Origin of the sequence: Streptomyces justiciae, from assembly GCF_015163075.1 — a bacterium.
GTDB lineage: Bacteria > Actinomycetota > Actinomycetes > Streptomycetales > Streptomycetaceae > Streptomyces > Streptomyces justiciae.
Genome location: NZ_JADDXU010000021.1, coordinates 106,321 through 118,881, shown reverse-complemented (window position 1 = coordinate 118,881; position 12,561 = coordinate 106,321). Strand labels below are relative to the sequence as shown.

At 68.6% G+C, this 12,561-nt stretch carries 15 protein-coding genes; 7 read left to right on the top strand and 8 right to left on the bottom strand.

Annotation, left to right across the window (positions count from 1 at the left end; all coding sequences use genetic code 11):
* Nucleotides 1-47 precede the first annotated feature (47 nt).
* The 3 genes from IQ210_RS40000 to IQ210_RS39990 form a co-directional block, all read right to left on the bottom strand.
* A complete protein-coding gene (locus tag IQ210_RS40000) occupies nucleotides 48-1,565 on the bottom strand; it encodes a cellulase family glycosylhydrolase (RefSeq protein WP_194084187.1) in 1,518 nt (505 codons plus the stop codon).
* 109 nt (nucleotides 1,566-1,674) lie between these two features.
* Complete coding sequence (locus IQ210_RS39995; RefSeq protein ID WP_194084186.1) at nucleotides 1,675-2,502, bottom strand: ABC transporter permease; 828 nt, start codon at nucleotides 2,500-2,502, stop codon at nucleotides 1,675-1,677.
* Nucleotides 2,499-3,473: an ATP-binding cassette domain-containing protein gene (locus tag IQ210_RS39990; RefSeq protein WP_194084185.1), complete on the bottom strand. Its 975-nt coding sequence runs from the start codon at nucleotides 3,471-3,473 to the stop codon at nucleotides 2,499-2,501. The genes IQ210_RS39995 and IQ210_RS39990 overlap by 4 nt, the downstream gene beginning before the upstream one ends.
* Before the next feature lie 100 nt (nucleotides 3,474-3,573).
* On the opposite strand from IQ210_RS39990, the gene IQ210_RS39985 reads away from it, so the two are divergent.
* The gene (locus IQ210_RS39985; protein ID WP_194084184.1) at nucleotides 3,574-4,356 is read left to right on the top strand and encodes a TetR/AcrR family transcriptional regulator; all 783 of its coding nucleotides are present in this window, start codon (nucleotides 3,574-3,576) and stop codon (nucleotides 4,354-4,356) included.
* 1 nt (nucleotide 4,357) lies between these two features.
* On the opposite strand, the gene IQ210_RS39980 is transcribed toward IQ210_RS39985, so the two are convergent.
* Complete coding sequence (locus IQ210_RS39980; RefSeq protein WP_194084183.1) at nucleotides 4,358-5,347, bottom strand: WD40 repeat domain-containing protein; 990 nt, start codon at nucleotides 5,345-5,347, stop codon at nucleotides 4,358-4,360.
* A 94-nt stretch (nucleotides 5,348-5,441) separates the two neighbouring features.
* Here IQ210_RS39980 and IQ210_RS39975 point away from each other — a divergent pair, with 94 nt between their 5' ends.
* Both IQ210_RS39975 and IQ210_RS39970 read left to right on the top strand, forming a co-directional pair.
* Nucleotides 5,442-6,125 (top strand): GDSL-type esterase/lipase family protein, encoded by a 684-nt coding sequence (locus IQ210_RS39975; RefSeq protein WP_194084182.1) that lies wholly within the window; start codon nucleotides 5,442-5,444, stop codon nucleotides 6,123-6,125.
* Between the two features lie 88 nt (nucleotides 6,126-6,213).
* A complete protein-coding gene (locus IQ210_RS39970) occupies nucleotides 6,214-6,810 on the top strand; it encodes a Uma2 family endonuclease (RefSeq protein WP_194084181.1) in 597 nt (198 codons plus the stop codon).
* Here the strand turns inward: IQ210_RS39970 and IQ210_RS39965 are convergent.
* Complete coding sequence (locus IQ210_RS39965; RefSeq protein WP_194084180.1) at nucleotides 6,782-7,210, bottom strand: hypothetical protein; 429 nt, start codon at nucleotides 7,208-7,210, stop codon at nucleotides 6,782-6,784. The two genes, IQ210_RS39970 and IQ210_RS39965, sit on opposite strands and share 29 nt — an antisense overlap.
* An 83-nt stretch (nucleotides 7,211-7,293) precedes the next feature.
* Between IQ210_RS39965 and IQ210_RS39960 the strand changes: the two genes are divergently transcribed.
* Genes IQ210_RS39960 through IQ210_RS39950 form a run of 3 tightly spaced genes read left to right on the top strand, consistent with a single transcriptional unit; the run spans nucleotide 7,294 to nucleotide 9,308 of the window.
* Nucleotides 7,294-8,106: a helix-turn-helix domain-containing protein gene (locus IQ210_RS39960; RefSeq protein WP_407699740.1), complete on the top strand. Its 813-nt coding sequence runs from the start codon at nucleotides 7,294-7,296 to the stop codon at nucleotides 8,104-8,106.
* Complete coding sequence (locus IQ210_RS39955) at nucleotides 8,103-8,285, top strand: DUF397 domain-containing protein (protein WP_194084179.1); 183 nt, start codon at nucleotides 8,103-8,105, stop codon at nucleotides 8,283-8,285. Before IQ210_RS39960 ends, IQ210_RS39955 begins: the two co-directional genes overlap by 4 nt.
* A 30-nt stretch (nucleotides 8,286-8,315) precedes the next feature.
* Nucleotides 8,316-9,308 (top strand): aldo/keto reductase, encoded by a 993-nt coding sequence (locus IQ210_RS39950; RefSeq protein WP_194084178.1) that lies wholly within the window; start codon nucleotides 8,316-8,318, stop codon nucleotides 9,306-9,308.
* A gap of 195 nt (nucleotides 9,309-9,503) precedes the next feature.
* Here the strand turns inward: IQ210_RS39950 and thpR are convergent, their stop codons facing one another.
* Nucleotides 9,504-10,076, bottom strand: a complete 573-nt coding sequence (gene thpR, locus IQ210_RS39945; protein ID WP_194084177.1) for an RNA 2',3'-cyclic phosphodiesterase — start codon at nucleotides 10,074-10,076, stop codon at nucleotides 9,504-9,506.
* Between the two features lie 34 nt (nucleotides 10,077-10,110).
* On the opposite strand from thpR, the gene IQ210_RS39940 reads away from it, so the two are divergent.
* Nucleotides 10,111-10,632, top strand: coding sequence for a GNAT family N-acetyltransferase (locus tag IQ210_RS39940; RefSeq protein WP_194084176.1), 522 nt, complete (start codon nucleotides 10,111-10,113; stop codon nucleotides 10,630-10,632).
* A 28-nt stretch (nucleotides 10,633-10,660) separates the two neighbouring features.
* Here the strand turns inward: IQ210_RS39940 and IQ210_RS39935 are convergent, their stop codons facing one another.
* A complete protein-coding gene (locus tag IQ210_RS39935) occupies nucleotides 10,661-12,010 on the bottom strand; it encodes an MFS transporter (RefSeq protein ID WP_390897427.1) in 1,350 nt (449 codons plus the stop codon).
* Between the two features lie 23 nt (nucleotides 12,011-12,033).
* Complete coding sequence (locus IQ210_RS39930) at nucleotides 12,034-12,471, bottom strand: MarR family winged helix-turn-helix transcriptional regulator (protein ID WP_194084174.1); 438 nt, start codon at nucleotides 12,469-12,471, stop codon at nucleotides 12,034-12,036.
* Nucleotides 12,472-12,561 lie beyond the last annotated feature (90 nt).

Here is a 12,561-nt window from a genome sequence, read left to right as displayed (position 1 = left end):
GGCCGGCGCGTGACACCGGCCGGATCCGCCCTGTTCCGGACGATCGCTCAGCTCGCCGTGCAGGTCACCGTCGGCACACCCCCACCCCCGGGCGCCCCGCCGAACCCGAAGCTCGCCGAACCGCCCACGGCCACCGTCCCGTTGTGTGCGGCGTTGGTGGCGGTCACGGTCGCGCCGGACTGGGTGTAGGACGCGTTCCACATGTTGGTGATCTGCTGCGACCCGCTCCAGGTCCAGGTCACCTTCCAGGAACTGAGTGCGGTGGTACCGGAGTTGGTGACCTTCACCTCGGCGTTGAAGCCGCCGCCCCAGTCGCTGCTGACGGTGTAGGCGGCGGTGCAGGCCGCCGTACCACCGCCGCCACCCCCGCCCCCTCCGCCACCGCCGCCACCGTTCGACGGGAAGCCCGGTGCCTTGATGCTCGCCAGGTACCCGTCCTTCACGGTGTCGACGGTCTGCCAGTCGTCCTTCAGAATCCCGCCCGTGTCACCGGAGTTGGGGTTCCAGGACCAGAAGGTCCAGTGGAAGGAGTCCGAGCCGTACGTCGACGTCGGCCGCAGGTAGTCCACGAGTGCCGCCAGCCACTTCTGGTCGACGGTCGACTGGAGCGTCGTGCCGAACTCGCCCACCCACACGGGCGCGATGTTCTGCTTGAAGATGTAGCCCCAGTACTTGTCCCAGATCCCCGGCATGTTCGCGGGGAAGGACGGATCGCTGAACCAGCTCTGCTGGGCGACGGACGTGGCGTAGTCGTGGGCGGAGTAGACGACCCGGTTGGCGACGCTCAGGTTCACCGGGTACTGGGCGACGCCCATGAGGTTGCCGCCCCACCAGCCGGAGACGCCGTTGAAGGTCTGCACGCCCTCGACGAAGATCAGCAGGTCGGGGTTGACGGAGAGGACCGCGTTGCCGGCCCGCTGGGCGGCCAGCCGCCAGTCGGTGGCCGTGTCGCCGCAGCCCCAACAGGCCGGGTCGTGCGGCTCGTTGTGCAGGTCGATGCCGACGACGGTGTCCTGGCCGAGGTAACGCGTCGCCAGGGCCTTCAGGTTGGCGATCCACGTCGACTCGGGGACCGCGCTCGTGTACCAGAGCGCCGACTGGCCGGCGGAGTCCGGGCGGTGCCGGTCGAGGATGACCTTGAGGCCGTCCTGTCCGGCGTACGCCACGATCTTGTCCAGCACGCCCAGGGAGCTGAGCCCCTGGAGGTCGGCGTTCTTGCCGCTGCTGAAGTCGATGCTGTTGGGGACGGTCCCGGACTTGAAGATGTCGTCGCTGAACGGGATACGGAGGGTGTTGTAGCCCAGCGATTTCATCTGGTCGATCATGGACTTGTAGTCGCGGGACCAGAGGCCGTGGACGACGTGGTTGCTGGTCTCGAAGCCGAACCAGTTGATCCCGGCGACCCGGACCGCCTGGCCGTTCGCGTCCAGGATCTGGCGCCCGCTGGTGTGCCAGTAACCGGCACCGGCGGCAGCCTCGGCCGCCTGGGCCGAGGGGCTGACGCCGGCCAGGAGCGGTATCAGAAGCGCCGCCGCGCACAACGCTCTTCGCAAGGTGCGGAACATGTCGCTGCCTTCTCTCGGGGAGCGCGGGCCCGGAACGTGATGGGAGCGCTCCCATCACCCGCTCCCCCCATGGAAGTCAGGTCACATGAACACGTCAAGACACGTGACGCTACCGACTGAGCTTCTGGAACCTGCGTACCGCGAGGGGCAGGAAGACCGCCGTCAGGATCACCGGCCACGCGCACGCCATCAGCAGCGCGTGCTGCTCCACCCACGAGTCCCCGCCGCCCACCGGCGTGCCGAACAGGTCGCGGGTCGCGGCGGCCGTGGAGGAGATCGGGTTCCAGGCGGCCACATGGCCCAGCCAGTCGGGCATGAGCTGGGGCGCGACGAAGATGCTGGAGATCATCGTGAGGGGGAAGGCCACCGCGAACAGGCCGCCCGCCGCCTCCGGGTTGGGGACGATGAGCCCCAGCCACACCCCGATCCAGATCAGCGCGAACCGCAGCCACAGCAGCAGCCCGAAGGCCGCGAGGAAGCCGAACCCGCCGTCCGGCCGCCAGCCCATGGCGAGCGCGGTCAGCATCATGATGGCCAACTCGGCGCAGGCGACGAGCAGATCGGTGACCCCGCGTCCGGCGACGACGGCCGCGGACGCCATCGGCATGGACCGGAACCGGTCGATCACGCCCTTCGTGGCGTCGTACACCACCAGGGTCGCGGTGTTGATGAAGCCGAAGGCCATCGTCATCACAAACATCCCCGGCATCAGGAAGTCCTTGTAGTCCCCGCCGCCGGGCACCTGCATGGCGCTGCCGAAGACATAGCCGTAGAGCAAAACGGAGAGGATCGGGAAGCCCAACTGCCAGGCGATGTTGATCGGTTGGCGCTGGTAGTGGGTGAGGCCGCGGCGGACGATGTTCCAGACGTCGGCCAGGACCCAGTACGTCCGGCCGCGGGTCGCTTCCAAGCTGTTCACGCTCGTGCTCGCGCTCATGCGGCGGCCTCCTCTGTCTCCGTCTCCGTGCGGTGTCCGGTCAGGCGCAGGAACACGTCGTCGAGGCTGGGCCTGCGCAGCCCGATGTCCTCCACCCGGACGCCCTCGTCCTGGAGGGTGCGGGCGACCTCGGTGAGCGCGGAGACCCGGTCGACGACGGGGGCGTGGACCCGCAACTCGCCCTCCTCCGCCTCGGGTTCGCCGTCCGAGACCCGGGCGACGACCTTCACCACCTGCGGGATGTCGGCCCGTTCGGCGACGACGACCTCGATGCGGTCGCCGCCGATCCTGCCCTTCAGCCCGTCCGGGGTGTCGTCGGCGATGGCCCGCCCCTGGTCGATGACGGTGATGCGGGAGGCCAGCCGGTCGGCCTCCTCCAGGTACTGCGTGGTGAGCAGCACGGTCGTGCCGCCGGCCACCAACTCGCGTACGGAATCCCAGACTTCGCCGCGACTGCGGGGATCGAGGCCGGTCGTCGGCTCGTCGAGGAAGAGGACGGCCGGGGCGAGGATCATCGAGGCGGCCAGGTCGAGCCGGCGCCGCATGCCGCCGCTGTACTTGCCGACGCCCTTGTCCGCGGCGTCGGTGAGGTCGAACTGCTCCAGCAGCTCCACGGCCCGCGCCTTGGCGCGCCGGCCGCCTAGGTGGAAGAGGCGGCCGAACATCTCCAGGTTCTGCCGCCCGGTGAGCACCTCGTCCACGGCCGCATACTGCCCGGTGAGCCCGATGCGCGCCCGCACCTCGCGCGCCCGCGAGGCGACGTCCAGGCCGGCCACCTCCGCCCGCCCGCCGTCGAGCCGGACGAGCGTGGACAGGATGCGTACAGCGGTGGTCTTGCCTGCGCCGTTGGGCCCGAGCAGTCCGTGCACGGTGCCCTCGCGGACGGCCAGGTCGAAGCCGTCGAGGGCGCGCTTCTCGCCGTACCGCTTCTCCAGCGCCTCGGCGTGGACGGCGTATCCGTCGATGGTCATGGGTCCCCCTTGCTCGCCCTGCTGTCCATTAACTGAGTACACCGTACCCGATTGAGCGTACGCCGTACCCAGTTTTTTCGGACGGAACTAGACTGCCCCCATGACGAGCAGCGCGGAGACCAGTGGCAGCGGCGACATCGCGCGCACGCTCGAACTGCTGTGGGACACCGGCAAGCGCCCCAGCCGCGGGCCGAAGCCCACCCTCACCCTCGACCGGATCGTGGAAGCGGCCGTCCGGGTCGCGGACGCGGAGGGTCTGGAGGCGGTATCGATGCGGCGGATCGCCGGCGAACTCGGCACCGGCACCATGTCGCTGTACCGCTACGTCCCCGGCAAGGGCGAGCTCCTCGACCTGATGCTGGACCGGGTCCAGCGCCCCTCGGAGAACCCGGCGGACGTGGGCGACGGAAGCTGGCGCTCAGCCCTGGAGGCGCTGGGCCGGGCCACCCTCGCCCTCTATCGCCGCCATCCCTGGCTGCTCCAGGTCAACCAGTCCCGCCCGATCCTCGGCCCCAGCGCGCTGGACGGCATGGAGAAGATCCTCAGCCGTATCAAGCCGATGGGCCTGACCGATCCCGAGCTGGTCTCGGCGATCATCATGGTCGACGGTTACGTCGTCGGCGCCGCCCGCACCCAGCTGTACCAGCAGGAGGTGGAACGCCGGACGGGCCTGACGGACACGGAGTTCTGGCAGGCGCAGGTGCCGATGCTGGAGAAGGTCATGGCGTCCGGCCGCTACCCGCTCCTCGCCACTCTCTCCGACGACGCTTTCGGCACCGACTTCGACCACTTCGAGTTCGGGCTGCAACGGATGCTCGACGGCCTGGAAGTGCTGGTGGCACGCCGCCGGTCGGCGGACCAGGACCAGGACCAGGACCAGTAGGTCAGCGCCGGGGCCGCAACAGCCGCCGGAACCCGAACACGACGGCGACGACGGCCGCGACGGCGAGGGCACCGACCTTGACGGTGCCGTTGCCGCCATCGCCGTCCCCGCTGCCGCCCTGGGCCGAACTCCCGCCCCCGGACGACGAGTCGGAGGACCCGTCGCCTCCCGGCGCGTCCTGCGCGACGACCTCACTCCCCTCACCCTCGCTGCCGAGCATGAGCTTGGTGCCGTCGGCGGAGTAGGTGACGGACTCGCCCTGCCCGAGGGGCACGCTCAGCCGCCCCTCCTTCTTCAGGTCGCCGCCGTTCCAGTCGTACCAGATGCCGCCGAAGTACCCGCGTACGGCGAGGTGTCGGCCGTCCGGTGAGAAGGCGGCGTCGGTGGCCCAGAGGTCGACGGGCTTGACGGGCTTGAAGACGTTGGTGCCGGAGGTGGAGAGCTTGGCGGGCCCTTCATACAGATGCCCGCCGTCCTCCTGCTTGTCGATGATGTAGACGCGCCCGGTCTTGGGGTGGACGATCATCGACTCGGCGTCGCGCGATCCGTCCGTGTACTTCACGACGTACTGCTTGGCGCGGATGGTCTGGTCGACGAGCTTCTTCGGCTCGGGAAGCTGATAGATCCAGACGTACGGCCAGCTCACACCATCGTTGTCGCCGATGTCCCCGACGTAGATCTGGTTGTCGGGCCCGATCGAGATCGCCTCGACGTCCCGCTGCTGACCGACGCCGGCGAGGGTGATGCGGGCGACGGTCTTCCCGGTGCTGCTGTCGACCGCGTAGATGTAGCTGCCGGTGTCCTGGTCGTTGTGCGTCCAGTAGATGCCGGGGTGCTGGTGGGAGGCGGCGAGGCCGCTGGACTCGGTGATGCGGGAGTCCTCGATGGTGAAGTCCTGGTCACCCTTGCCGTCCGCGGCGACGGCGGCGGGGGCCGCGCCCATGAGAAGGAGCAGGGCGGAGGCTCCGACGACACCCAGTAGCGCACGCATGCGGTCAAGCTTGCCATCCCCGGATGGGGAGGGACGGTGATCACGTGGTGACTGTCACACCCCACCTCTCGCCGTGATCGTTCATCATGAGCGGATGCTCAGGTTCATGCCCGTCGGCGACTCCATGACGATCGGAAGCGCGGGCGAACACACATGGCGTTACCGGATGTGGCAGCACCTGCGCGACACGTACGGCGGCCCGTTCGCCGTGGTGGGCCCGCGCGAGACCCTGCACGACAAGGCGACGGACGCGCCGACGTCGTACGAGTACGCCGACCCCGACTTCCCGAGCGCCCACCTGGCCGGCTGGGGCGAGGGCTGGCTCCACATGACGCCGCTGATCGGCGAGGCGGTGCGGTCGTGCCGGGCGGGGGTGTTGCTCGTCTCGCTCGGCCTGATCGACCTGGGCTTCTACACGAACGCGGAGCAGACGGCGGAGAACGCGCGCGCCTTCATCGCGGCGGCGAGGGAAGCGAACCCGCGCGTCCGGATGGTCGTCCTCCCGGTGCTCACGAACGTCCGCGTCGAGGAGGACGCCGACTTCGCCGCCCAGGTCACCCTCTTCAACGAGCTGCTCGCGAAGACGGTCGCCGACCTCGACGAGCCGCGCTCGCCGCTGCTGCTGGCGTCGCCGCCGGTGTCGTACGACTTCAGGGTCGACACGTACGACGGGACCCATCCGAACGCCGACGGCGAGCACAAGATCGCGGGGGCGTTCGCGGAGGCGATGTACCAGGCTTGGGGATGGGGACAGACGTACGAGGCCGGAACAGGCTGACTGAATATCGGCGCACCCTGATCACCGTGCGTATCGTTGTACTGCGCGGCTGCACCTGTCCGTGGGGCAGCCGGGGAGGAGCGCCACGATGACCGTCGTAGAGACCGACAGGATCGAGATGGCCGACGCCGACGCCAACACCGAGCGCTTGGACGAGTGGTTCGAGCGGCTGGAGCGGATGCCCGTCCCCGAGGGTTACAGGGTCGAGATCGTCGAGGGCAACGTTCACATGACGCCGCAGCGGGACACGCACTGGATCATCATCCGCCGAATCGTGCGGGCGCTGGAAGACAAGTTCGGGATGCACGTCAAAGCGTTCTCGGACGTCCGTATCGACTTCCCGGGTCACGAGAACGGCTTCTGTCCGGACGTCGCCCTGCTCAAGGACTCGGCGAAGAAGGACGGCACGGGCCATTGGCGCTGGCAGGACGTCGTGTTCGTCGCCGAGGTGATCTCCAAAGGCACGGCCGCCAACGATTACGGTCCAAAGAGGTTCGCCTACGCTGAGGCCGAGGTCCCCCTGTACGTCATCGCCGACCCCTATCAGGGCCGCTGCTACATCTACACCGACCCCAAGCAGGGCGACTACGCCGAACCCACGAAGGTCGACTTCGGCACCGACCTCGACCTGACCGGCACCGTCGTCGACCTCGTCCTCAAGACCGAAGAATTCCCCCGGGACTGAGCCGGCACCCCACCTCCCACAGCAACTCCCCGTCCACGAACGGCACTCCGGCCGACGGTACCGACCGCCATCCCAGTGGCCAGGTGATCCCGGTCAGCGCGGGCACGCCTACGTAAGCCATGCCGCCGTGACTGCGTGTCAGCACCCGTACGCCCGGCGGCCATGCATAGGCGCCGCCGGTTTGCGGGGGCAACAGGAAGTACATGTTCCGGTCGCCCGTGGACTCGGTGACGATCGGTCCCGCGTCGAAGTCGGTACAGCGCAGCAGCTCGGAGGCGACGCGCTCGGCCAGCGGCTCCCTCATCCGTACGGCATCGAAGTGCACGCCGACGAGCCGCAGGGCGTGACCGGCGTCGGGAATCCAGAGCGGGATCCAGGGGGCGTCGATTCTCTCGTTCATGCCGCAAATCGTGGCGGGCGGTCACATACTGTGACCAGGGTTGAGCAAGGGTGGTGCAGCGCTGTGTAGTTGGGGAGGTCCTTGTGCACTCCGGTGAACAGGGCTCGGGGAACCTGGAGATGTTCGGCTCGTTGCTGCGGTTCTACCGGGAGCGAGCTGGGATGACACAGGAGACACTGGGCAAGTACGTCGGTTACTCCAAGTCCCAAGTGGCCATGGTGGAACGGGGAGAACGGGCTCCGAAGGGGCAGTTCGTCGAGATCGCGGACGAGAAGCTCGGTGCACAAGGTGCACTGCTCGCCACTGCGCGGAAGCTCAAGGTCAGTCGGTTTCCCTCGTGGTTCGAGGACTACGCGGCGTTGGAGGCGAAGGCCAGTGCGATCTACATGTACGCCAACCACGTGATCCCGGGCCTGCTCCAGACCGAGGCCTACGCCCGTGCGATCTTCGACTCGCAGCGTCCTCCCCTGGAGGACGAGGAGATCGAGACCAGGCTGTCTGCACGCCTCGACCGGCAGCGGGTGATGGAACGCAAACCCGCACCAGTCCTCGGTTTCGTACTGGAGGAGCACGCCCTGAAGCGCCCGCTGGGCGGTAAGCAGGCTCTCAAAGAGCAGCTGGAGCACCTTCTGCACGTGCGCAAGCGGCGCAACGTCGAGGTCCAGGTCATGCCCGGTGACCGTGAGGAACACGCCTCTCTGAACGGCCCGATGATCCTGCTGGAAACCGACGAGCGCACCCCGCTCGCCTACGTCGAAGGACCAGGGGGCGGCTACTTCGTCAGTGAACAGCCGCACCTAGGCGACCTGTTCACTCAATATGGCATTCTTCGAGCTCAGGCTCTCAACCCTGATGAGTCAGCGGAACTGATCGACAAGGTGGCCCGGGACCTATGAGTACCGAACTGCACTGGTTCAAGAGCAGCTACAGCGGCGGTCAGGGCGGCGAGTGCCTCGAAATAGCCCCCACCCCCACCACCATCCACCTCCGCGACTCAAAATCCCCCGACCCCCACGCCCCCCACCTCCACCTCACCCCCGCCACCTGGACCGCCTTCCTCAAGATGCTTGCCTAGAGCCCACTCCACGCCGTTGGCTAAGAACCCATGAAGTACACGCAGCTCGGACGCACGGGACTCAAGGTCAGCCGGCTCGTCCTCGGCACCATGAACTTCGGTCCGCAGACGGACGAAACCCACAGCCACGCGATCATGGACGCGGCGCTGGACGCGGGCATCAACTTCTTCGACACCGCCAACGTGTACGGCTGGGGCGAGAACAAGGGCCGTACCGAGGAAATCATCGGCACCTGGTTCGCCAAGAACCCCGCCCATCGCGACAAGGTCGTCCTCGCCACCAAGGTCTACGGCAACATGGGCGCCGACGGCGAGGCCTGGCCCAACCACGACAAGCTCTCGGCGCTGAACATCCGCCGTGCCGTCGATGCGTCGCTCAAGCGCCTCCAGACCGACCACATCGACGTCTACCAGTTCCACCACATCGACCGCGCCACCCCCTTCGAGGAGATCTGGCAGGCGATCGACGTCCTGGTCCAGCAGGGCAAGATCCTGTACGCCGGTTCCTCCAACTTCCCGGGTTACAAGATCGCCCAGGCCAACGAGATCGCCGCCCGCCGCGGCGGCACCATCGGCCTCGTCAGCGAGCAGTGCCTCTACAACCTCTTCGAGCGCCGCGCCGAGATGGAGGTCATCCCGGCCGCGCAGGAGTACGGCCTCGGCGTGATCCCCTGGTCGCCGCTGCACGGCGGCATGCTGGGCGGGGTCATCAAGAAGGAGGTGGCGGGCGGTCGCCGTACTTCCGGCCGTACGGCGGAGGCGCTGACCAATCCGGCCGTGCGCGCGCAGATCCAGTCGTACGAGGATCTCCTCGACAAGCACGGCCTGGAACCCGGCGAGACGGCCCTGGCCTGGCTCCTCACCCGCCCCGGCGTCACGGGCCCGATCGTCGGCCCGCGCACGGCGGAACAGCTGGAATCAGCGATCCGAGCCTCAGAGCTGGACCTGAGCGAAGAGCTCCTGACCGACCTGAACGAGATCTTCCCGGGCCCGGGACCCTCCCCGGAGGCCTTCGCCTGGTAGCACCGGTGACGGCTACGCCCCCAAGGGGCGCGGGGAACTGCGCGACCAGCCACATCCGGCCCGCAGCCGAAAACGCACCCGCAGTTCCCCAGCCGTCACTTACCAAGCGCCGCCGCCACCGCGACAACGCCAAACATCAGCACCAGCACAACGGCCATGATCCGGTTCCGGGTCTTCGGGTCCACACCCCCGAGCCTAACCGGCCCCTCCGAACCCCCACCGCCCGACCACCTCATACCGAGGCTGCTCCCCCGGCATCCCAGACCGCGGCAGGCTGCTCCGCACGAGCGCCAGTTCACCCACGGTCCACGACCGCCCCCGGAACGCACCCAGCTCCGCGACATACGGCCGCACATCCACCTCCGACCGACTCCGCGCCACGGTCAGATGCGCCTTGTACCGCCGGTGCTCCCCCATGTCGACGCCGGCCTTGCGCCCCGCCGCCTCCGCCCGCTCGGCGAGCAGCCGCAGCGCCGCCATGTCCCCGTCCGCCCCGATCCACAGGGCCCGGCCGCGCCCGAACTGCCCGCCCCGGTGCAGGGTCAGCTCAAAGGCCTCGGTACGGCCCGCCGCGCGCTCCAGCCTGGCCGACAGTTCCGGTACGACGTCGTCGTCGACCTCGCCGTAGAACGCCAGCGTGAAGTGCCAGCCGGGCCGGCCGGTCCAGCGCAGCTCATCCGCCCCCGGAAGCCGCTTCAATCCGTCCAGCTCGGTGGCCAGTTCCTCGGCCACGTCCTCCGGCGGCAGCACCGCGGCGAAAAGTCTCATGCCCGTCACCTTGGCAAAGATCTACGCTGCCGTCATGGCGATCACCATCAGGAACGGCGACCACGACGACATCCCGGCGATACTCGGCATGCTGGACAGCTGTGTGGAGTGGCTGGTCTCACAGGGGCGTACCGGGCAGTGGGGATCGAAGCCGCTGTCGGAGAGCCCGAAGACCGTGGAGTCCGTCACGCGGTACATGGACGACGGCATCACCTACATCGCCGAGGTCGACGGCGTACCGGCCGCCACCCTCAGCCTCACCGACGCGCCCGGCGCCTATCTGGCCCATCTCCCCGCGCCCGGCGAGCCCGAGCGGTACATCCACTGGCTGGCCTCGGAGCGCCGCTTCAAGGGCCAGGGCGTGGGCAGCGCCCTCATCGAACACGCGGCCGAGGAGACTCGGCGGGCGGGCGTCGCGCTGCTCCGCGTGGACTGTTACGCGGGCGACGACGGCAAGCTCGTCCGCTACTACGAGGACAACGGCTTCAGCCGCGTCCAGGCCTTCACGGTCGGCGAGCAGGAGTGGCCGGGACAGTTGCTGGCCCGGAGGGTTTAGCCCTCCGAGCCGGCCCCAGTCGAAAGAGCTACGCCGCCGGTGCCAGCTGCTCCTGTGCCTGCCGCGGCACGAAGCGGACCTGCGGGTGGCCGCGGTTCCAGCCCACCGACAGCCGCAGGTTGCCGACCCTGGCGAGGACCAGGCCGATGACGACCGCCGCGCCCGCGGCGATCGCGCCGCCGACCGCCAGGCCCGCCCGGACGCCGTACGCGTCGGTGATCCAGCCGGCGATCGGGGCGCCCAGCGGGGCGCCGCCCATGAACACCATCATGTAGAGGGACATCACCCGGCCGCGCATGGCCGGGTCGGTGCTCAGCTGGACGCTGCTGTTGGCGGTGACGTTGACCGTCATGCCGAACATGCCGATCGGCATCATCAGCAGGGCGAAGAGCCAGAGGGACGGGGCGAGGGACGCCACCATCTCCAGCGTGCCGAAGGCCACCGCGCCCACCACAAGGACCCGCATCCGGGCGGTGCCGCGGCGGGCGGCGAGGAGGGCGCCCGCGAGGGAGCCGACCGCCATGACGGTGTTGAAGAGGCTGTAGGAGCCGGCGCCCGCGTGGAAGACGTCGTCGGCGAAGGCCGACAGGTACACGGGGAAGTTGAAGCCGAAGGTCGACACGAAGCCGACCAGCACGATCGTCCAGATCAGGTCCGGGCGGCCCGCGACATAGTGCAGCCCCTCCCGCAGCTGGCCCTTGCCGCGCGGGGCGCGCTGCACGTCGTACAGCTCGCGGGCGCGCATCAGGAGCAGGCCGGTGATCGGGGCGATGAAGCTCAGGCCGTTCGCGAGGAACGCCCAGCCCGTGCCGACACCGGTGATCATCAGGCCCGCGACGGCGGGGCCGATCAGGCGGGCGGACTGGAAGTTCGCGGAGTTGAGGCTGACGGCGTTCTGGAGCTGGTCGGGGCCGACCATCTCGGAGACGAAGGTCTGCCGGGCCGGGTTGTCGACGACCGTGGCGAGGCCGACGGCGAAGGCGGCGAGGTAGACGTGCCAGACCTCGACGTGGCCGGTCAGGGTGAGGAAGGCGAGCGCCAGGCCGGTGAGGGCCATCGCCGACTGGGTGACCAGGAGGGTGGGGCGCTTGGGGAGCCGGTCGACGAGGACGCCGCCGTAGAGGCCGAACAGGAGCATCGGCAGGAACTGGAGTGCCGTCGTGACACCGACGGCGGTCGCGGAGCCGGTGAGGCTGAGGACGAGCCAGTCCTGGGCGATGCGCTGCATCCAGGTACCGGTGTTGGAGACGACCTGTCCCAGGAAGAACAGGCGGTAGTTGCGGTTCCTGAGTGAGCTGAACATCGAGGACCTGCCAGGGTCCTCAAGGGTCGAGGTGGACGGTGCGGGGGCGGAGTCTGCTCCGGGTCCCGTACTCAAAAGGGTTCGCCTCCTCAAGACGGTTACAGGTGTGCGAGCTTCTCCAGCACGGGGGCGGCGGCGCGCAGTTTCGCCCACTCGTCCTCGTCGAGTCCGTCGACCAGGGTGGCCAGGAAGGCGTTGCGCTTGGCGCGGCTCTCGGCGAGCATCGCCTCCGCCTGCTCCGTCTTCGTGACGACCTTCTGGCGGCGGTCCTCGGGGTGCGGCTCCAGCCGGACGAGTCCCTTGGCCTCCAGCAGCGCCACGATGCGGGTCATCGACGGCGGCTGTACGTGCTCCTTGCGGGCGAGCTCACCGGGGGTGGCCTTGCCGCAGATGGAGAGGGTGCCCAGGACCGACATCTCGGTGGGGCTCAGCGACTCGTCGACCCGCTGGTGCTTGAGTCGGCGCGACAGTCGCATCACGGCGGAGCGTAGGGAGTTCACGGCGGCTACGTCGTCGCCATGGGTAAGGTCCGGCATCTCTTTAGGGTAACTCATTACTCTCGCTAAACAAGCTGGCGCGCGCGAGGATTCCCGTGAGCCTGGCCACTGAAACCGGACCTTCACCCG